A 20,615-nucleotide genomic window follows, 5' to 3' on the forward strand; every position below is an offset into this window, starting at 1 on the left:
TTTCATGGCAAAGTTTTTTATCGATCGCCCTATTTTTGCATGGGTGATCGCCATCATTTTGATGCTCGCGGGCCTCGCGTCGATCTTTACGCTACCGATCGCGCAATACCCGACCATCGCGCCGCCGGCCGTGCAGATCAGCGCAACGTACCCGGGCGCATCGGCGAAGACGGTGGAAAACACCGTCACGCAGGTGATCGAGCAGCAGATGAGCGGTCTCGACCACTTGCTGTATATCTCGTCCACTTCCGATGACTCGGGTACGGCCACCATCACGTTGACGTTCGCTGCCGGCACCAATCCTGACATCGCACAGGTGCAGGTGCAGAACAAGCTGCAGTTGGCTACGCCGCTGCTTCCGCAGGCCGTGCAGCAGCTCGGTACGAAGGTCACCAAGTCGAGCAGCAGCTTCCTGCTCGTGATGGCCTTCAACTCCGAAGACGGCAGCATGAACAAGTACGACCTGGCGAACTACGTCGCGTCGAACATCGAAGACCCGGTCAGCCGGATCGACGGTGTGGGTACGGTCACGCTGTTCGGCTCGCAGTACGCCATGCGGATCTGGCTCGATGCGAACAAGCTCACCAACTTCGGTCTCACGCCGGTCGATGTGCAGACCGCGTTGACCGCGCAGAACGTGCAGGTCGCCGGCGGCTCGCTCGGCGGCACGCCGGCGGTACCGGGTCAGGCACTGCAGGCCACGATCAGCGAAGCAACACTGCTGCAGACGCCGGAGCAGTTCGGCAACATTCTGCTGAAGGTGAATCAGGACGGCTCGCGCGTGCTGCTGAAGGACGTGGCGCGCATCGATCTGGGCGGCGAAAACTACAACTTCGACACCAAGTACAACGGTGTGCCGACGGCCGGCTTCGGCATTCAGCTGGCCACGGGCGCCAACGCGCTGGCTACGGCCAAGGCGGTGCGCGCGAAGGTCGACCAGTTGTCGAAGTACTTCCCGCACGGTCTTGTCGTGAAGTATCCGTATGACACGACACCATTCGTGCGCCTGTCGATCGAAGAAGTGGTCAAGACGCTGCTCGAAGGGATCGTGCTGGTGTTCCTGGTCATGTACCTGTTCCTGCAAAACCTGCGCGCGACGTTGATTCCGACGATCGCGGTGCCGGTGGTGCTGCTCGGTACGTTCGCGATCATGAGCGCGGTGGGCTTCTCGATCAACGTGCTGTCCATGTTCGGGCTGGTGCTCGCCATCGGTCTGCTGGTGGACGATGCGATCGTGGTGGTGGAGAACGTCGAGCGGGTGATGGCCGAAGAGGGCCTGTCGCCACGCGACGCGACCCGCAAGGCCATGGACCAGATTACCGGTGCGCTGGTCGGTGTGGCGCTCGTGCTGTCGGCGGTGTTCGTGCCGGTGGCGTTCTCGGGCGGCTCGGTGGGCGCCATTTACCGGCAGTTCTCGCTGACCATCGTGTCGGCGATGGTGCTGTCCGTGCTGGTCGCATTGGTGTTGACGCCGGCACTCTGCGCGACGATTCTCAAACCGATTCCGCAGGGTCATCACGAAGAGAAGAAGGGTTTCTTCGGCTGGTTCAACCGGACCTTCGAGAAGAGCCGCGACAAGTACCACAGTGGTGTGCACCACGTGATCAAGCGCTCGGGCCGCTGGCTCATCATCTACCTGGTGGTGATCGTGGCGGTGGGCATGCTGTTCGTGCGTCTGCCGAAGTCGTTCCTGCCGGATGAAGACCAGGGCACGATGTTCGTGCTGGTGCAGACGCCGTCGGGCTCGACCCAGGAGACCACCGCGCATGCACTGAAGGACATTTCCGACTACCTGCTCGACAAAGAGAAGGGCATCGTGGAATCCGTCTTCACAGTGAACGGTTTCAGCTTTGCCGGCCGCGGCCAGAACGCGGGTCTCGTGTTCGTGCGGATGAAGGACTACTCGCAGCGCCAACATGCTGACGAGAAGGTTCAGGCACTCGTAGGCCGCCTGTTCATGCACTTCGCGGGCTATAAGAATGCGCTGGTGTATCCGGTCAACCCACCGTCGATTCCGGAACTGGGTACGGCATCGGGATTCGACTTTGAACTGGAAGACCGTGCAGGGCTTGGCCACGAGAAGCTGATGGAAGCGCGCAACATGCTGCTCGGCATGGCCGCGAAGGATCCGGTGTTGGCGCAGGTGCGTCCGAACGGGCTGAACGACACGCCGCAGTTCAACGTGACGATCGACCATGAGAAGGCTGCCGCGCTCGGCGTGTCGCTCGCCACGATCGATCAGACGTTCTCGATCGCCTGGGCATCGGCCTATGTGAACAACTTCCTCGATACCGACAGCCGGATCAAGAAGGTGTACCTGCAGGCCGACGCACCGTTCCGGATGAACCCGGAAGATCTGAACGACTGGTACGTGCGCAACGGCGCCGGCACGATGGTCCCGTTCTCGGCGTTCACGACCGGCACGTGGGCCTACGGTTCGCCGAAGCTCGAGCGCTACAACGGTATTTCCGCGGTGGAAATCCAGGGTGCGGCTGCGCCTGGCAAGAGTACGGGTCAGGCGAACGCCGCAATCGAGGCGATTGCGGCCAAGCTGCCGGCGGGTATTGGTTACGAGTGGACAGGTCTGTCGTTCCAGGAAATCCAGTCTGGTTCGCAAGCGCCTATCCTCTACGGCATCTCTATCCTCGTGGTGTTCCTGTGTCTCGCGGCGCTGTATGAAAGCTGGTCGATCCCGTTCTCGGTGATCATGGTGGTGCCGCTCGGCGTGTTGGGCGCACTGCTGGCCGCTACGCTGCGCGGCCTCGAGAACGACGTGTTCTTCCAGGTGGGTCTGTTGACCACCGTGGGGTTGTCGGCGAAGAACGCGATTCTGATCGTGGAATTCGCCCGCGAACTGCAGCAGGGTGAAGGCATGGGGCCGGTCGAGGCCGCGCTGGAAGCCGCGCGTCTACGGTTGCGGCCAATCCTGATGACCTCGCTCGCGTTCATTCTCGGTGTGATGCCGCTGGCTATCAGTAACGGTGCTGGGTCTGCGAGCCAGCATGCAATTGGTACCGGCGTGATCGGCGGGATGCTGACGGCGACCTTCCTCGCGATTTTCATGATCCCGATGTTCTTCGTCGTGGTTCGTGCGAAGTTCGGCGGCGAGAAGGAAGATCCGGATGCGGCGCTCGAACACTATAACCAGCACCATCCTCATGATCCGCAGGGCGACGGTCATGATGGAAGCGGCTCGGGCAAGGAAGGACATTGAGATGCAAAAACACTCTTTGATAGCAGTGGCGGTCGCGTTCCTCGCTGCAGCTTGCACGATGGAGCCGAAGTACGACCGGCCGGCCGAACCGGTGTCGGGAACGTTTCCGACGGACGGCGTCTACGCGACGCAGCCGGGCCCGGCGAACGGCGGCGCGCGTAGCGCGAACGCCCAGGCTGCGTCCGATATCGGCTGGCGCGATTTCTTCGTCGATCCGCGCCTGCAACGGTTGATCGAGATTGCGTTGAAGAACAACCGCGATCTGCGCGTGTCGGTGCTGAATATCCAGCAATCGCAGGCGCAGTACCGGGTGGTGCGCGCGGGGCTTCTGCCTTCGGTCAGCGCGGCGGGTTCGGAGACGCGCACGCGTACTCCGGCGGATCTCGCGCTGCCGGGCGAGGAGCTCAGCACCGAATATTCTGTCGGACTGAATGCCTCGTGGGAACTCGACTTCTTCGGCCGGATTCGCAGCCTGAAGGATCAGGCGTTGGATCAATACCTCGCCACGGCGCAGGCGCGTAAGGCGGCGGAGATCTCGCTGGTGTCGCAGGTGGCGGATCAGTATCTGACGGTGCTGTCGTATGACGATCTGCTGAAGGTCACCGAAGGCACGCTGAAGACCGCGCAGGAATCGTATCGGATCAACAAGCTGCAGTTCGACAACGGCACAGGTTCCGAGCTCGATCTGCGCCAGGCGCAAACGGTGGTCGAGCAGGCCAACGCGAACTACCAGGCCGAGGCGCGCTTGCGTGCCCAGGCGGTCAACGCGCTGGTGCTGCTGGTTGGCGAGCCGTTGCCTGACGATCTGCCGCCGGGTCTGACGCTCGACAACCAGAATCTCCTCACGGATGTTCCGGCTGGCTTGCCGTCGGATCTGTTGACGCGGCGTCCGGACATCATGGAAGCCGAGGAGAACCTGCTGGCCGCCAACGCGAATATCGGTGCAGCGCGCGCAGCGTTCTTCCCGAAGATTTCGTTGACGGGCAACTTCGGCACGCTGAGTCCGACGTTGGGTACGCTGTTCAAGCCGGGTTCGGCGGCGTGGGGTTTCACACCGACGATCACCTTGCCGATTTTCGCTGGCGGTGAGAACAAGGCTAACCTCGATCTCGCTCACGTGCAGAAGAACATCCAGGTCGCGACGTACGAAAAGGCGATCCAGACGGCCTTCCGCGAAGTGGCGGACGGACTCGCGGCGCGGGGCACGTACGACGAGCAGATTGCGGCGCTCGAACGCGATACCTTCGCGGAACAGCGGCGTCTGGATCTGTCGGATCTGCGTTATCGCAATGGTGTGGACAGCTATCTGTCGGTGCTGACTGCGCAGACCGATCTGTATTCGGCGCAGCAGGCACTGATTTCGGCGCGGGTCGCGCGGCTGACGAACCTGGTCGATCTGTATCAGTCGCTCGGTGGTGGGTGGATCGAACACAGCGGCGATCAACCGCGTCCGGCCGATGCGCCGGTGGACTACAGCGCGGCGCCGGGTGCAACGGCGGCGGCTTCTGCGCCCGCGGTGAACTAGGCGCGGAGTACGGGGCTGCAGCTAGCTACAGCTACCGCTACAGCGACAGGCACAGGTTGTTATTCGAGGCCTGCTGCTTACGTAGCAAACAGAAACGCCACGGCATGCCGTGGCGTTTCTGTTTCAGCGCTGCCGCGTCTATCGCACGACCTTTTCCGCGCGGCCTGTGCGCTCGGGCTTGCGGGCATCGCACGAGTGTCACCTCGCACCCACCAGCTTTTCCCTCATTCAAACTCAGTGCAGATCCGCAGCCCTCAGCATTTCATCGCCAGGAGCGGCTTCTTCATTGCCGCCACGCCCATCGAAATCATGCCCGGCGCGGCGGATTTCGCGCCTCGCGGTACGCTCTCCTTTGACGCCGTTAAACACGAGATTCAGCACGACCGCAGACACCGATGCCAACAGAATCCCGCTATGCAATAGCGGCGAAAGCGCCGGCGGCAGCCTGGAGAAAAACTGCGGTGATACCACTGGCACGAGACCAAGACCGATACTCACCGCGACGATGAACAGGTTGTGGTGGTTCTTCACGAAGTCGACCTTCGACAGCACCTTGATGCCGTTCGCGGCCACCATCCCGAACATCACGATGCCAGCGCCGCCGAGCACGAACGCCGGCACCGATGCGACCACCTGAGCCATCTTCGGAAACAGACCAAGCAGCACGAGGATCACACCGCCCGTCGCGCAGACGAAGCGGCTTTTCACACCCGTCACGCCGATCAGCCCCACGTTCTGCGAGAACGATGTGTGCGGGAACGAGTTGAAGATGCCGCCGATCAACGTACCCAACCCATCCACACGCAGGCCACGCACGAGCGTCTTCTGATCCACGGGGCGGTCCACCATATCGCCGACCGCGAGGAACATGCCGGTCGATTCGATGAACGTGACGAACATCACGGTGACCATCGTCGCGATGGCGAGCGGATCGAAGTGCGGCAGGCCGAAGTGGAACGGCATCACGATGCCAACCCACGGCGCGGCCGTCACACCTGCCATGTTGACGCGGCCAAGCAGCGCGGCGATCACAAAGCCTGCGACGATGCCGAGCAACACGGAGATGTTGGCCACGAAGCCTTTGCCGAACTTGTTGATCAGCAGGATCAGCGTGAGCACGACGAGCGACAGGCCCAGATACACCGGATTGCCGTAATCAGGATTGCCGACACCGCCGGCCGCCCAGTTGATACCGACCTCCATCAGCGACAAGCCGATCACCGAGATCACCACGCCGATCACCACGGGCGGGAAGAACCGCAACAGCTTGCCGACAGCAGGGGCCAGTAATATGCCCACCACGCCGGCCGCGATCGTCGAACCGAAGATATCGAGAATGCCCAGACTCGGGTTGGTGCCGATCGCCACCATCGGGCCGACGGCCGCAAACGTGCAGCCCATGATGACGGGCAGGCGAATGCCGAAGATCCACAGGCCGAGCGTCTGGATCAGCGTGGCGATGCCGCAGGAGAAGAGATCGGCGCTGATCAGGAACGCAATCTGATCCTTCGGCAGTTTGAGCGCGCTGCCGACGATCAGCGGCACCGCCACTGCGCCGGCATACATGACGAGGACGTGCTGAATGCCGAGCGTGAGCAACTGGCCTGCGGGCAGTCGCTCGTCGCACGGGTGAACCGTGTTCGATTGCATTTTGTCTCTCTCCACCATCTCGTTTTGGGATGACTCCAAGGTATGCGGAGAGAAAAAGCACAACAAGACCACTGGGGCCTATTCCGGGCTTCGCGACGATCATATGGGTGGGGGCAATTTGAAAGCCGATCGAAATGCGTGGGCCGCGCAAACAGCCTGTGAGCCCCGCGCTGCGGTGCGAAGGTCGGACCGCAGCACGGGGCTGATGTAAAGCGATATGTGTGAGAATCCATGAGGTGTATTCGAGGCGACGCATAGTGCCGTTTTGGCGCCGCTTCCGGAGTGGCGGGGTAAACCCGCAATTGGCGTTTCCCGGAGCCCCCGCTCTCTCAAACATGCAATCGTCGATGACACATGCCTTGAACTGGCGGTGGTGAACGCTGGAATACGCGCGCCGCAGTTTTCAGCGATCATAGGCGCCGGTCGTGTTGAAGGTTCAAGCCGCGCATCACGAGATTGATTCAAGAACTACAGGAGCATTCACCATGAAGACGAAAGCAGCCATCGCATGGAAGGCCGGCGCACCGTTGACGATCGAGGAAGTCGATCTGGAAGGGCCGCGTGCCGGCGAAGTGCTGATCGAAGTGAAAGCCACCGGCATCTGCCACACCGACTACTACACGTTGTCGGGCGCGGACCCGGAAGGCATCTTCCCAGCGATTCTCGGCCATGAAGGCGCGGGCGTAATCGTCGATGTCGGGCCGGGCGTCGGCACCCTGAAGAAGGGCGATCACGTGATTCCGCTCTACACGCCGGAGTGCCGTCAGTGCAAGTTCTGTCTGTCGCGCAAGACCAATCTCTGCCAGGCGATTCGATCGACGCAGGGCAAAGGGCTCATGCCGGATGCCACTTCGCGCTTCTCTCTGGACGGCAAGCCGTTGTTCCATTACATGGGGACGTCGACGTTCTCGAACTACATCGTCGTGCCGGAGATCGCGGTGGCGAAGGTCCGTGAAGACGCGCCGTTCGACAAGATCTGCTACATCGGCTGCGGTGTGACGACTGGCGTCGGCGCAGTGGTGTACTCGGCCAAGGTCGAGGCGGGTGCGAATGTGGTGGTGTTCGGTCTCGGCGGGATCGGGCTGAACGTGATCCAGGGCGCGAAGATGGTGGGCGCGGACAAGATCATCGGCGTCGATCTGAACCCGGGGCGCGTCGAACTCGCAAAGAAGTTCGGCATGACGCACTTCATCAACCCGACTGAAGTCGAGAACGTCGTCGATCATATCGTTCAACTGACCGATGGCGGCGCCGACTACTCGTTCGAATGCATCGGCAACACGAAGGTGATGCGCCAGGCGCTCGAGTGCACGCACAAGGGCTGGGGACAGTCGTTCATCATCGGCGTGGCAGCAGCGGGTGAAGAAATCAGCACGCGTCCGTTCCAGCTCGTGACGGGCCGTCAATGGAAGGGCTCCGCGTTCGGCGGCGCGCGTGGCCGCACTGATGTGCCGAAGATCGTCGACTGGTATATGGAAGGCAAGATCAACATCGACGATCTGATCACGCACCGTCTGCCGCTCGATCGCATCAACGAAGGCTTCGACCTGATGAAGAAGGGCGAGTCGATCCGCTCGGTCGTACTGTACTGATGCCGGATTCACCTTGCACTCAAGGGAGGGCGCGATGCTCGAACTGCTAGCCAATCACACCTGCTACGGCGGCGCGCAGCGTATCTACAAGCATGAGTCGAAGGTAATCGGGCTGCCGATGCGTTTTGCGGTGTATCTACCGCCGCAAGCCACGCAGGGAGCCGATGCCGCGGAGGTGAGGGTGCCGGCGCTGTTCTATCTTGCGGGTCTCACCTGTACCGAGGAAACCTTCCCGATCAAGGCAGGCGCGCAGCGCTTCGCCGCGCAGCACGGGATTGCGCTGATCGCACCGGACACCAGTCCGCGCGGTGCGGGTATCCCGGGCGAAAGCGCGGCATGGGACTTCGGCGTGGGTGCGGGGTTTTATGTCGATGCGACCGAGGAACCCTGGTCGAAGCACTTCCGGATGTACTCTTACGTGCGCGACGAACTGCGGGAAACGGTGCAGGCGAATCTGCCGGTGGACGGCGAGCGGCTCGGCATCTTCGGTCACTCGATGGGTGGCCACGGCGCGCTGATGCTGGCGCTACGCAATCCACAGATTTACCGCTCGGTGTCGGCGTTCGCGCCGATTGCGGCACCCTCGATCTCTCCGTGGGGCGAGAAAGCGTTCGGCGGCTATCTGGGCCAGGATCGGGAAGCGTGGAAGGCGTACGACGCGAGCGAACTGGTGGCGAACACGTCGCACAAGTTCGCGGAGGGGATTCTGATCGATCAGGGTCTGTCGGACCAGTTTCTTTCCGAGCAGTTATACCCCGATGTGTTCGAAGCGGCGTGCCATGCCGCAGGACAGCCGTTGATGTTGCGGCGTCACGTGGGTTACGACCACGGGTACTTTTTCATCTCGACGTTCATCGAGGATCATATTGCGCATCACGCGAAGGTTTTGCTCGCCTGATGCGCGATCCCTCACCGCCGGCCTAGCAAACTCCCGCCATATACCAAGGCGGCTAGCGCGGTGATCCAGAAGCTCGTCGGCCAATCCGTATAGAACGCGAGCGTGAGTCCAAGCCAAGCTTGCACCAGCGCGAGCAGCGCCGCGAGCACGAGCCCGGTGGAGAGCCTCGTGGTGAGGTTCTGCGCCGCGGCCGCCGGCCCTACCATCAGCGTGAACACCAGCAACACGCCGACGATCTGCGTACATGCCGCTACTGCCAGCGCGGCAATCGCCAGAAACAGCACCGACACGAGCCGCAGCGACACGCCCTTGGCCTCGGCCAGTTCCGGTTGTAGCGAAGCGAACAGCAACGGCCGCATGATCGCCGCGAGCGCCAGCAGGCTGAGCAGGCCGAGTCCCGCAAGCACGCCCAGCGTGGACGCGTTCACGCCGAGCACATTGCCGAACAGCAGTGCAGTGACCTGAGTCGCGTAAGCGGTAAAGAAGTGCAGAAACAGCAGCCCGAAGCCGAGCGCGAGCGAGAGGATCACGCCGATCGCCACATCGCGCCCCGCGAGTTTCTCGCCGAGCGCGCCCATGCCAACACCTGCCGCCAGGGTGAAACCGATCATCCCCCAGATTGGCGAGATGCCAAGCAGCACCGCGCCGGTCGCACCGGTGAAGCCGACGTGCGAGAGCGCGTGACCCGCAAAGGTCTGTCCGCGCATCACCAGAAAATAGCCAACAATCCCTGCCAGCACCGCGACGATCCCCGACGCCGCGAATGCGTTCACCATGAAATCGTATTCAAACATCGTTCGTGTGTCCGTCGCGTGAGGCGTGGTGATGGCCGTGTGAGTGGCCATGGCCGTGCTTATGCCCGTGGCCCGACGCGCCGCCATGATCGTGATCATGGGCGTCGTCTTCGTGTTCGTGATCGTGCTTTTCGACTTCGACGTCGCCTGACATCACGAAGATGCGGCCATTCACGCGCATCACGTCGATGGCCGAGCCGTAGAGCCGCGACAGCACCGGCTTCGTGATCACTTCATCAACCGTGCCGAGTGCTGCGACTCCGCTGCCCAGGTACAGCACCCGGTCGAGCGCATGTAGCAGCGGGTTGAGTTCGTGCGCCGAGAACAGCACCGCGATGCCCAGTTCCTGCTGGACGTTGCGCACCAGTTCGACCACGCTCTTCTGATGATGCGGGTCCAGACTGATCAGCGGCTCATCGAGCAGCAGCAGTTTGGGATTGCCGAGCAGGCACTGCGCGAGCAACAGACGCTGACGCTCGCCGCCCGACAGCTCGGACAAAGGCCGCGCCGCCAGCGCGCGACCGCCCACCAGATCCAGCACGCGTTCCACATCTGCGCGCGTTTTCGCGTCGGCGTGCGGCAGACCCCAGCGGTGACCATCGGCTGCCATCGCGACAAAATCGCGGCCGCGCACGCGGCGCCCGGCGAGCGCGGCGCGCGTCTGCGGCATATAACCGATCGACGCGTTGCCGCGCACTACCGGCTGACCGAGGACGCGGATCGTGCCGCTTGCCGCCGGCACGAGGCCGAGCACGGCGCGCATCAGTGTGGTTTTACCCGCGCCGTTCGGCCCGAGCACGCCGATGAATTCACCTTGATTCACCTGCAGACTGGTGTCGCGCAGGATGGCACGGCCGCCCAGTTCCAGCGTCACGTTCTCGAGTTCGAGAACGGGCGCGGCATTGGATGGTGTGCGGCCAGTCAGAGTCATTACATGGTTCCGTTGGTTACTGCCTTATTTGGCTACCGCTGACGCCGCTGCCGGCGCACCGGTATCACCCGCCGCCAGCGCCGCGGAGAGCGCGTCCAGTTGCGAGAGCATCCACACCTGGTAGTTTTTGCCGGCCGGTTCCGTTTCCGTGACGCTCATGGTCGGCACGTGCGATTGCTGCGCGAGTTTCAACATGCGTTTGGTCAGGGCCTCGGTTGCCTGGCTGTTATAGATCAGGACCCGCACGCGCTTTTCGCGCAGGTCGCGTTCGAACGTAGCGATATCCGATGCGCTCGCTTCCGTGTCGTTCATCGTCGCCAGCTGGAAGCGCATATTACGCATCGTCAGGCCGATGGCATCCGACATGTAGCCGAATACCGGTTCCGTTGCCGTCACCGGCACGCCGGCATAGCGGCCGTGCAGATCGGCCACCTTGGCGTCGATCGGCTTGAGCGAATCGAGGAACTTCGCGAGGTTCGCATCGTACGCCGACTTGTTCGCCGGGTCAGCCGTTTCGAGTGCGGTGGTGACTGCACGGGCTACTGCGGGCATGGTTGCGGGGTTATACCAGAGGTGCGGATTGTCGCCGCTTTTCTTGCCGATCAGATCGGCGGCGACGATGATCGTGCGCTTTGCATTGTTCTTCGATGCGTTCAGCAGCTTCGCCATCCACGGATCGTAATCGGCGCCGTTGTAGACCACAAGGTTCGCGTGCTGCAACGCGCGGGCGGTCTTCGGACTCGCTTCGAACAGATGCGGGTCTTCGTCCGGGTTGCTCAGGATGCTGGTGACGTCCACATGGTCGCCGCCCAGCTGATGCACCACGTCACCGTAGAAGTTCTCCGCGGCCACCACCTGGATCTTCGCATCCTGCGCGAAGGAGCCCTGGCTGAGCGCCAGCACGGCGGCGCCGGCCACCAGATACTTCGACAGGCTGAGCGCACGGCGCGCATCGTGCCACTTCAAGCTGAGTTTGTTCATCGGTATCCCTGCTGCTAAAGAGTTGAATGCGAAGGGGGCCGGGCGATCCGGGAGAGCTTCGCGGTTAAGCTGGGATGCAATGATATAACGTATCTAATAAGTTTGTCAGCGGCAGAGGGCAGTCCGCTGCCGGCGTATTGCCGCCACAGGTGCGTGCCGCGGCCTCGACAGAGCACGACGAACGGACTCCACCCGGCACTGCCGCGCTGCACCATCGAAATCTCGTTAACCGCCTTGACATGACCGGACGCGTATCCGATCATTCGATCACCAACAGAGCAATTGTTCGCGCAACGAGCGTTCGCTCACCGCGCGACAAAACTCGAAACGAACCGGAGACACGCAGTGGCAACGCGATTGCAAGGGAAAGTGGCGATCCTCACAGGTGCAGCGAGCGGAATCGGCGAAGCCGTTGCCCGCCGGTATCTGGACGAAGGTGCGCGTTGCGTGCTGGTCGACGTCAAGCCGGCTGACGGCTTCGGAGCAGCGCTGCGCAACGCGGACGGCGACCGGGTGCTGACCATCAGCGCCGACGTCACGCGCCGCGAGGACATCCAGCGCATTGTCGCAAGCACGGTCGAACGCTTCGGCCAGATCGATATTCTCTTCAACAACGCCGCGCTGTTCGACATGCGTCCGATTCTCGACGAATCCTGGGACGTCTTCGACCGCCTCTTCGCCGTCAACGTCAAAGGTATGTTCTTCCTGATGCAGGCCGTCGCCCAGCGCATGGTCGAGCAGGGCCACGGCGGCAAGATCATCAACATGTCATCGCAGGCCGGCCGGCGCGGCGAGGCACTCGTTTCACACTACTGCGCAACCAAAGCCGCCGTACTAAGCTATACGCAGTCCGCTGCACTGGCGCTGGCGCCGCACAAGATCAACGTCAACGGGATCGCACCCGGGGTCGTGGATACGCCGATGTGGGATCAGGTCGACGCGCTCTTCGCGAAATATGAGAACCGTCAGCCCGGCGAAAAGAAGCGTCTGGTCGGCGAGGCGGTGCCGCTTGGCCGTATGGGTGTTCCCGACGACCTGACCGGCGCAGCGTTGTTCCTTGCTTCCGCTGATGCGGATTACATCACCGCACAGACGCTGAACGTCGACGGTGGCAACTGGATGAGCTAACCCGTGGGCCCTTACCTGCTTAACGCCCGTTTGCACAACAACGCAGTAAAACATAACGTACTAGAAAGGAGACAAGTGATGAAAGCAGCCATGAAACCCGCGCTCAAGGCCGTCGGTGCCGCCGCCGTTGCGTGCGCAGCGTTGAACGCCTCGGCCGCGACGGTGACGATCGCGACGTTGAACAACCCGGACATGATCGAGCTGAAGAAGCTGTCGCCGGCGTTCGAGCAGGCCAATCCGGACATCAAGCTGAACTGGGTGATCCTGGAAGAAAACGTGCTGCGTCAGCGCGCCACCACCGACATCACGACCGGCAGCGGCCAGTTCGACGTGATGACGATCGGTGCGTACGAGACGCCGCAATGGGGCAAGCGCGGCTGGCTCACCCCGATCACGAACCTGCCCGCCGCCTATGATCTGAACGACGTCGTGAAGACGGCGCGCGAGGGGCTCTCGTACAACGGCTCGCTGTATGCGCTGCCGTTCTACGTCGAAAGCTCGATGACGTACTACCGCAAGGACCTGTTCGCAGCGAAGGGTCTGACGATGCCGGATCAGCCGACTTATGACCAGATCCAGCAATTCGCCGACAAGCTCACCGACAAGGCCAACGGCATCTACGGCATCTGCCTGCGCGGCAAGGCCGGCTGGGGCGAAAACATGGCGTACGCGACCACGGTCGTGAACACCTTCGGCGGCCGCTGGTTCAACGAGAAGTGGGAACCGCAATTGACGTCGCCGGAATGGAAGAAGGCTATCGGCTTCTACGTCAACCTGCTGCAAAAAGACGGCCCTCCGGGAGCGAGCTCGAACGGCTTCAACGAAAACCTGACGCTGATGTCATCGGGCAAATGCGCGATGTGGATCGATGCGACGGTGGCGGCCGGCATGCTGTACAACAAGCAGCAATCGCAGATCGCCGACAAGGTGGGTTTTGCTGCCGCTCCGACCGAAGTGACGCCGAACGGCGCACACTGGCTGTGGGCTTGGGCGCTGGCAATTCCGAAGTCGTCCAAGCAGGCTGATGCTGCGAAGAAGTTCATCGCGTGGGCCACCTCGAAGGAATACATCGAGATGGTCGCGAAGGATGAAGGCTGGGCCTCGGCGCCTCCGGGAACCCGTCAGTCGACCTATGCTCGTCCTGAGTACAAGGCGGCCGCACCGTTTGCCGACTTCGTGCTGAAGGCGATCGAAACGGCTGATCCGAATCACCCGACGGCCAAGCCTGTGCCGTACACCGGTGTGCAGTTCGTCGGCATTCCTGAGTTTCAGTCGTTTGGTACGGTAGTGGGCCAAAGCATCTCGGGTGCCCTCGCCGGACAGATGACCGTCGACCAGGCACTGGCAGCCGGACAGGCTACCGCCGAACGTGCTGTGCGTCAGGCCGGTTATCTGAAGTGACGTGAAACACGCCGGCCGACGCCAGTCGGCCGGCCCTTGCAGCACAGCGGGCCGTCGCGGCTGAGCCGTTACGCCTGAGCCACGTCCCGGTCGCACCCGCTTCGCCGCGACCGGCAGCACCTCGGGCTGAACCTTCAGCCGCGCGTTTACCGCGCTTTACCGAACAGGTGGTCACATCATGCGTCCTCTGCGCCTTCCTCTCATGCATGCCACTCCCCAGACCGAAAAAGAGCGCGAAACGCGCAAAGCCAATTCCGCGCGCTGGTTAGCGGCGCCGTCCACTGCTGTACTGGTACTGTGGATGGCGATCCCGTTGGCGATGACGATCTGGTTTTCGTTCTCGCACTACAACCTGCTCAACCCTGATGAAAAGGGTTTTGCGGGGATCGACAACTATAAGTACCTCGCTACAGACCCGTCGTTTGGACCGTCGATCGGACACACGCTCGAACTGATTATCGCCACGCTGGTGATTACGGTAGTGGGCGGCGTGCTGATGTCGGTGCTGTTCGACCGTAAGTTCTACGGCCAGGGTGTCGCACGGCTGCTGGCGATTGCGCCGTTCTTCGTGATGCCGACGGTCAGCGCGCTGATCTGGAAGAACATGATCCTGCATCCGGTGTACGGCCTGATCGCGCAGGGTATGCGCGCCATAGGCATGCAGCCGATCGACTGGTTCGCCGACTATCCGCTCACCGCGATCATCATGATCGTCTCGTGGCAGTGGCTACCGTTCGCGTTCCTGATTTTGTTCACAGCCATCCAGTCGCTCGACCAGGAGCAAAAGGAAGCGGCCAAGATCGACGGCGCGGGTGCCTTCTCGATGTTCTTCTACATCACGCTGCCTCACCTGAAACGGGCGATTGCGGTGGTGGTGATGATGGAGACCATTTTCCTGCTGTCGATCTTCGCTGAAATCTATACGACGACAGGCGGCGGCCCAGGCACGGCGACCACCAATCTGTCTTACCTGATCTATTCGCTCGGCCTGCAACAGTTCGACGTGGGCCTCGCCTCGGCCGGCGGGATTCTCGCGGTGGTGCTGGCGAACATCGTGTCGTTCTTCCTTGTCCGCATGCTCGCGAAGAACCTGAAAGGGGAGTACGAAAAATGAGCCACGTTGCCGCTTCACCTGTTTCGTCGTCGACCACCTCGTCGAAGAACGCGCCGTGGGCCGTCTTCAAGCGCGCGATTCCTGGTGTGTTCGCATGGCTGATCGCGTTGTTGCTGTTCTTCCCGATCTTCTGGATGACGATTACCGCGTTCAAGACCGAGCAGCAGGCTTATGCGTCGTCGCTGTTTTTCATCCCGACGCTGGACAGCTTCCGTGAGGTGTTCGCACGCAGCAACTATTTCTCGTTCGCGTGGAATTCGGTGCTGATTTCGGCGGGCGTCACGGTGCTGTGTCTGTTGCTCGCCGTGCCGTGTGCTTACGCGATGGCGTTCTTTCCGACCCGTCGCACGCAGAAGCTGCTGCTGTGGATGCTGTCGACGAAGATGATGCCGTCGGTGGGCGTGCTGGTGCCGATCTATCTGCTGTGGAAGAACTCCGGGCTGCTCGATACGGTGTCGGGGCTCGTGATCGTCTACACGCTGATCAATCTGCCGATTGCGGTGTGGATGACCTTCACGTACTTCGCCGAGATTCCGCGCGATATTCTTGAAGCAGGCCGCATGGATGGCGCGGCGACCTGGCAGGAAATTGTCTTCCTGCTGATGCCGATGTCGCTGCCGGGCCTGGCTTCCACGGCGCTGCTGCTGGTAATCCTGTCGTGGAACGAGGCGTTCTGGAGTATCAACCTGTCCAGTTCGAACGCGGCGCCGCTGACGGTGTTTATCGCGTCGTACTCGAGTCCTGAAGGGTTGTTCTGGGCCAAGCTTTCGGCCGCTTCGCTGCTGGCGGTGGCGCCGATCCTGATCGTCGGCTGGCTCTCGCAGAAGCAACTGGTGCGTGGGCTGACGTTCGGGGCGGTTAAATGACCGGTAACCCCGTGACCGGTAACCGGCCGGCGTTGATCTGCGATTGCGACGGTGTCCTGATCGACAGCGAAGCGGTGGCGGCGCGCATGCTGGTGCATGAACTGGAAGCGCGCTGGCCGGATACCGACGTCGAACCGGTGGTGCTGCCACTGCTTGGGTTGCGCATCGAACGGGTGCTCGAAAACGCGGCCGCGCAACTGGGCCGCAGCCTGAGCGCGGAAGACATGGCCTCGATACGCCACGCCGTCGAAGCTGCGGCGATGCAGGCACCCGCAGTCGCCGGCATTGCCGAGGCGCTCGCGCAGATTCCGCTTATCAAGGCATGCGCGAGCAACAGCTTCAAGGCGTATGTGCAAACGGTGCTGGCGCGCACGGGCCTCGAGAAGTTCTTCGATGGCCGGCTGTACTGTGCCGATGCCGTCGCCATGCCGAAACCCGCTCCGGACGTGTATCTGGCGGCGGCAAAAGGTTTCGGTCTGGCGAGCAGCGCCTGTCTGGTCGTGGAAGACAGCGTCACCGGCGTGACGGCGGCCAGCGCGGCAGGAATGACGGTGCTGGGCTTTATCGGAGGCGGTCACGCGAGCGAGGCGCAGATCGGCGCGTTGCATGCGGCGGGCGCTTCCCACGTATTCGACGATATGACGCAACTGCCCGAGCTGGTGGCGCAATGGAGCCAGCGCGTGACGGCGGCATTGCATTGAGAAGGTATCGAGAGGGTTTGCGAGCCGGGTGCGGAAAGAGACAGGCACACGCCGCTAGCGGACGCTGTCAAACTGGATTAACGTAGTACGAGAAACATACGGAGACACATCATGGCAAGCTTAACTCTGCGCAACATCAGAAAAGCCTACGACGACAATGAAGTGATGCGCGACGTCAATCTCGACATCGCGGACGGTGAGTTCGTTGTGTTCGTGGGCCCGAGCGGCTGCGGGAAATCGACGCTGATGCGCATGATCGCCGGCCTCGAGGACATCACGAGCGGCGATCTGAATATCGACGGCACGCGCGTGAACGACGTGCCGCCGGCAAAGCGCGGCATTGCGATGGTGTTCCAGTCGTACGCGCTTTATCCGCACATGACGCTGTACGACAACATGGCGTTCGGGCTGAAGCTTGCCGGCACCAAGAAGCCGGAGATCGACGCGGCGGTGCGCAATGCAGCGAAGATTCTGCACATCGACCACCTGCTCGACCGCAAGCCCAAGCAGTTGTCGGGCGGCCAGCGGCAACGCGTGGCCATCGGCCGTGCGATTACGCGCAAGCCGAAGGTGTTCCTCTTCGACGAACCGCTGTCGAACCTCGATGCCGCGCTGCGCGTGAAGATGCGCCTGGAGTTCGCCCGTCTGCACGACGAGCTGAAGACCACGATGATCTACGTGACGCACGATCAGGTCGAGGCCATGACGCTGGCGGACAAGATCGTGGTGCTATCGGCGGGCAATGTCGAGCAGGTTGGCAGCCCGACGATGCTGTATCACGCGCCGGCCAACCGCTTCGTGGCAGGCTTTATCGGCTCGCCGAAAATGAACTTCATGGAGGGCGTGGTGCAGTCGGTTACGCACGACGGCGTCACGGTGCGCTACGAAACCGGCGAGACCCAGCGCGTTGCAGTGGAGCCGGGCACGGTGAAGCAGGGCGACAAGGTGACGGTTGGGATTCGCCCCGAGCATCTGCACGTCGGCACGACCGATGACGGCGTTTCGGCACGCACGATGGCGATTGAATCGCTTGGGGATGCGGCTTATCTGTACGCGGAATCGAGTGTGTCGCCGGAAGGTCTGATTGCGCGTATTCCGCCGCTCGAACGGCATACGAAGGGCGAGACGCAGAAGCTCGGCGCGACGCCCGAGCATTGCCATCTGTTCGATGCCCAAGGGAAAGCGTTCCAGCGCAAGATTGTCGAGGTACTGGCTGCTTAAGCGAAGAACACAAGGTGCGCCGCGTATAGCCGGCGCATCTTGCCTGTAGCGTTCACGCCTCCAGCGCCGCTCGTGCGCACAACTCGTCGGTCACCAGCCCCGACAGCCATCCGCCTTTGAGCACTGCAATCACCGCCTCGCGCTTGCGCTCGCCGCCGGCGAAGCCAATCGTGGGCCGCCGCGGCGGCGAATCCAGCGCCACGCTGGTGACGCGCTGCCCCGTCGACGATTCGACGTGCCCACCCGCTGCGTCGATCGGCAGACCGAGGATCTCGGCCACCGCCTTGTTTTGCACGAGCTCCTTCACTTCGCTCGACGTAATAAACCCATCCTCGTATAGCGGGCAGTGCGGTCCGATGTTGCCAATCCCGACAAACGCCACATCGGCCTCGCCCGTCAGCGATTCGACGATCCGGTACAGACGGTGATTGCACCACTGCGCGCGCTCGGCCTCGCTATCGGCGAGCAGCGGCGCGGGCAGCAGAAAATGCTTGCCGCCGGTCTTCTCCGAAATGTGCAGCGCGACGTCGTAGCGGTTCGAGGAGCCGTCCTGGGCGATCGCCCCGACCATCGATACCAACCGGTGTTGCGGACGCTCCAGCTGGGCGATCTGGTCGACCGCGGCTTTGAGCGTCCGGCCGCTGCCCACCGCGACCACCATTGGCTTTTCTTCGTTCAGATAGCGTTCCATCACCTGCGCGCCGGCGACGGCGAGCTTGCGGTCGACTTCCTCGGCGGTGTCGTTGTCGACCGGTACCACTTCGCACATCGCGAGGCCATAGCGCTTCGATAACTGCTCGGCGAGCGCGAGGCAATCGGCGAGCTGATGATCGACCCGCACGCGGATCAGGTTTTTCTCGACCGCGAATGCGACCAGCCGCTGTGCCACCGGGCGCGACACCTGCAGCTTCTCGGCGATCTCGTTCTGGGTGTTGCCTGCGACGTAGTAGAGCCACGCGGCGCGTGTGGCGAGGTCGAGTTTTTCGTTGGACTTGGGCACGGTGGGCTTCTTGTGGTTTGCGCCGAGGATAGCAGTCTCTCAGTCTGCTGATTCCGGCATGGGGGACGTCATCGCTAAGCCAGCCGCTCGCGCGACGGGTCGAACAGCGGCCGTACATGCCGATACAGCGTCCGGAAACCATCCAGCCGCGCGCGCAAGGCCGCGTGTCGCGCCGGGTCCGGGGTGAATTCCATTTCGACCGGGGGCTTGGTGAGCACCTGCGCCGGATCGCCACCTGCCGCCAGCCAGCCGAGGCGGGCCGCGCCGAGCGCGGCGCCGGTTTCGCCGCCGCCGTGCTTGCGGGTGGTGGTGTTTAGCGCGTCCGCCAGTAGTTGCGCCCAGTAGTTGCTGCGCGCGCCGCCGCCAAGCAGTGACAGTCCGCTCGCCTCGGTGCCCGCAGCGCGCAGTGCATCGAGCCCGTCAGTGAGCGCGAAGGTCACGCCTTCGAGCACCGCATAACCGAGCAACGCGCGATCGGTGGCGTGATTCATGCCGAAGAACACGCCCTGCGCATACGGATCGTTGTGCGGCGTGCGCTCGCCGGATAGATACGGCAGGAAAAATGGCGCGCTCGCCAAAGCTTCGGGCGTCAGCGCTTCGACTTCGGCGAGCAGCGTGGGTTCGTCGGTGGAGGTGAGCTTGCAGACCCAGCGCAGGCAACTCGCTGCCGAGAGCACCACGCTCATCTGATGCCAGCGGTCCGGAATCGCGTGGCAAAACGCGTGCACCGCGGATGACGGATTCGGCCGGAAGCTGTCGCCGACCACACACAGCACGCCCGAGGTGCCCAGTGAGACAAAGCCGTCGCCCGGTTGCGTCGCACCGATGCCGATCGCGCTCGTCGCGTTGTCACCACCGCCTGCCGCGACGACGACACCGTCGCCGAGGCCAAACTCATGGGCCACGTCGGCGCGCAAGATGCCGGACGATTCGCTGCCTTCGCACAGACGCGGCATCTGCGAGCGGCTCATGTCGCAGGCGGCGAGCAGCGTGTCGGACCAGTCGCGCTTGGCGACATCGAGCCACAACGTGCCCGCGGCGTCCGAAGGATCGGACACCTTGTCGCCGGTCAGCTGCAGCCGCAGATAATCCTTCGGCAGCAGGACATAAGCTGTCTGCCGGAAAATCTCCGGCTCATGACGTGCGACCCACAGCAGTTTGGGCGCGGTGAAACCTGGCATCGCGAGATTGCCGGCTATCTGGTGCAGCTCCGGCGCACGCTCGGTCAGCTCGGCGCATTCCTCGACGCTGCGCATGTCGTTCCACAGGATCGCCGGGCGCAGTACACGGTCCTGCGCATCGAGCAGCACGGCGCCGTGCATCTGCCCCGAGAGGCCAATGCCGCGGATCTGGGCGAATTCGTCGGGGTGCTTCGCGCGCAGCGCAAAGAGGGCGGCGCGTATGCCTTCCCACCAGTCGGAGGGATTCTGTTCGGCCCAGCGCTGATGCGGGCGCGAAACGGTAAACGGAGAGCCTGCCGTACCGATCACGCGTCCGTTTGACGCGAGCAGCAGGACTTTCACTTCGGACGTGCCGAGGTCGATGCCGAGATACATGGGCGCGGAACCTTCGTCGTTGGGGATGCGCTACTGTAGCCGC

16 protein-coding genes are annotated in these 20,615 nt (G+C 62.6%); 10 read left to right on the forward strand and 6 right to left on the reverse strand.

Annotated elements, in window-relative coordinates:
* Positions 1–4 precede the first annotated feature (4 nt).
* Both P3T20_RS10240 and P3T20_RS10245 read left to right on the forward strand, forming a co-directional pair.
* Complete coding sequence (locus P3T20_RS10240; RefSeq protein ID WP_074263470.1) at positions 5–3,214, forward strand: efflux RND transporter permease subunit; 3,210 nt, start codon at positions 5–7, stop codon at positions 3,212–3,214.
* Between the two features lies 1 nt (position 3,215).
* Positions 3,216–4,739 (forward strand): efflux transporter outer membrane subunit, encoded by a 1,524-nt coding sequence (locus P3T20_RS10245; RefSeq protein ID WP_074263471.1) that lies wholly within the window; start codon positions 3,216–3,218, stop codon positions 4,737–4,739.
* Between the two features lie 234 nt (positions 4,740–4,973).
* Here the strand turns inward: P3T20_RS10245 and P3T20_RS10250 are convergent, their stop codons facing one another.
* Positions 4,974–6,389, reverse strand: a complete 1,416-nt coding sequence (locus P3T20_RS10250) for a nucleobase:cation symporter-2 family protein (RefSeq protein WP_074263472.1) — start codon at positions 6,387–6,389, stop codon at positions 4,974–4,976.
* Positions 6,390–6,874: 485 nt separating this feature from the next.
* Here P3T20_RS10250 and P3T20_RS10255 point away from each other — a divergent pair, with 485 nt between their 5' ends.
* Positions 6,875–7,981, forward strand: a complete 1,107-nt coding sequence (locus P3T20_RS10255) for an S-(hydroxymethyl)glutathione dehydrogenase/class III alcohol dehydrogenase (RefSeq protein ID WP_074263473.1) — start codon at positions 6,875–6,877, stop codon at positions 7,979–7,981.
* 34 nt (positions 7,982–8,015) lie between these two features.
* Positions 8,016–8,879 carry an S-formylglutathione hydrolase gene (fghA, locus tag P3T20_RS10260; protein WP_429286815.1) on the forward strand — a complete coding sequence of 288 codons (864 nt, stop codon included), beginning with the start codon at positions 8,016–8,018 and terminating at the stop codon, positions 8,877–8,879.
* An 11-nt stretch (positions 8,880–8,890) separates the two neighbouring features.
* On the opposite strand, the gene P3T20_RS10265 is transcribed toward fghA, so the two are convergent.
* From P3T20_RS10265 to P3T20_RS10275, 3 genes are read right to left on the reverse strand one after another with little or no spacing between them, the layout of a single operon-like run.
* The gene (locus P3T20_RS10265; protein WP_074263475.1) at positions 8,891–9,673 is read right to left on the reverse strand and encodes a metal ABC transporter permease; all 783 of its coding nucleotides are present in this window, start codon (positions 9,671–9,673) and stop codon (positions 8,891–8,893) included.
* Positions 9,666–10,604, reverse strand: a complete 939-nt coding sequence (locus tag P3T20_RS10270; RefSeq protein WP_074263476.1) for an ABC transporter ATP-binding protein — start codon at positions 10,602–10,604, stop codon at positions 9,666–9,668. The genes P3T20_RS10265 and P3T20_RS10270 overlap by 8 nt, the downstream gene beginning before the upstream one ends.
* Positions 10,605–10,628: 24 nt before the next feature.
* Complete coding sequence (locus tag P3T20_RS10275) at positions 10,629–11,585, reverse strand: metal ABC transporter solute-binding protein (RefSeq protein WP_429286816.1); 957 nt, start codon at positions 11,583–11,585, stop codon at positions 10,629–10,631.
* 345 nt (positions 11,586–11,930) lie between these two features.
* Here P3T20_RS10275 and P3T20_RS10280 point away from each other — a divergent pair, with 345 nt between their 5' ends.
* The 6 genes from P3T20_RS10280 to P3T20_RS10305 all read left to right on the forward strand — a co-directional run bounded on the left by P3T20_RS10280 (position 11,931) and on the right by P3T20_RS10305 (position 18,016).
* The gene (locus tag P3T20_RS10280; RefSeq protein WP_074263478.1) at positions 11,931–12,713 is read left to right on the forward strand and encodes an L-iditol 2-dehydrogenase; all 783 of its coding nucleotides are present in this window, start codon (positions 11,931–11,933) and stop codon (positions 12,711–12,713) included.
* A gap of 78 nt (positions 12,714–12,791) precedes the next feature.
* The gene (locus tag P3T20_RS10285) at positions 12,792–14,114 is read left to right on the forward strand and encodes an ABC transporter substrate-binding protein (RefSeq protein WP_429286817.1); all 1,323 of its coding nucleotides are present in this window, start codon (positions 12,792–12,794) and stop codon (positions 14,112–14,114) included.
* A gap of 178 nt (positions 14,115–14,292) precedes the next feature.
* Entirely contained in the window at positions 14,293–15,228 is a 936-nt protein-coding gene (locus P3T20_RS10290) for a carbohydrate ABC transporter permease (protein WP_074263480.1), read from the forward strand.
* A complete protein-coding gene (locus tag P3T20_RS10295) occupies positions 15,225–16,094 on the forward strand; it encodes a carbohydrate ABC transporter permease (RefSeq protein WP_429286818.1) in 870 nt (289 codons plus the stop codon). Before P3T20_RS10290 ends, P3T20_RS10295 begins: the two co-directional genes overlap by 4 nt.
* Complete coding sequence (locus tag P3T20_RS10300) at positions 16,091–16,795, forward strand: HAD family hydrolase (RefSeq protein WP_429286819.1); 705 nt, start codon at positions 16,091–16,093, stop codon at positions 16,793–16,795. The genes P3T20_RS10295 and P3T20_RS10300 overlap by 4 nt, the downstream gene beginning before the upstream one ends.
* A 111-nt stretch (positions 16,796–16,906) precedes the next feature.
* Positions 16,907–18,016 (forward strand): ABC transporter ATP-binding protein, encoded by a 1,110-nt coding sequence (locus P3T20_RS10305; protein WP_074263483.1) that lies wholly within the window; start codon positions 16,907–16,909, stop codon positions 18,014–18,016.
* Positions 18,017–18,068: 52 nt separating this feature from the next.
* On the opposite strand, the gene P3T20_RS10310 is transcribed toward P3T20_RS10305, so the two are convergent.
* The gene (locus P3T20_RS10310) at positions 18,069–19,016 is read right to left on the reverse strand and encodes a sugar-binding transcriptional regulator (RefSeq protein WP_074263484.1); all 948 of its coding nucleotides are present in this window, start codon (positions 19,014–19,016) and stop codon (positions 18,069–18,071) included.
* Positions 19,017–19,090: 74 nt separating this feature from the next.
* Entirely contained in the window at positions 19,091–20,572 is a 1,482-nt protein-coding gene (xylB, locus tag P3T20_RS10315; protein WP_429286820.1) for a xylulokinase, read from the reverse strand.
* Positions 20,573–20,615 lie beyond the last annotated feature (43 nt).

The sequence above is a fragment of the Paraburkholderia sp. GAS206C genome (assembly GCF_050435645.1).
Taxonomy (GTDB): domain Bacteria; phylum Pseudomonadota; class Gammaproteobacteria; order Burkholderiales; family Burkholderiaceae; genus Paraburkholderia; species Paraburkholderia phenazinium_B.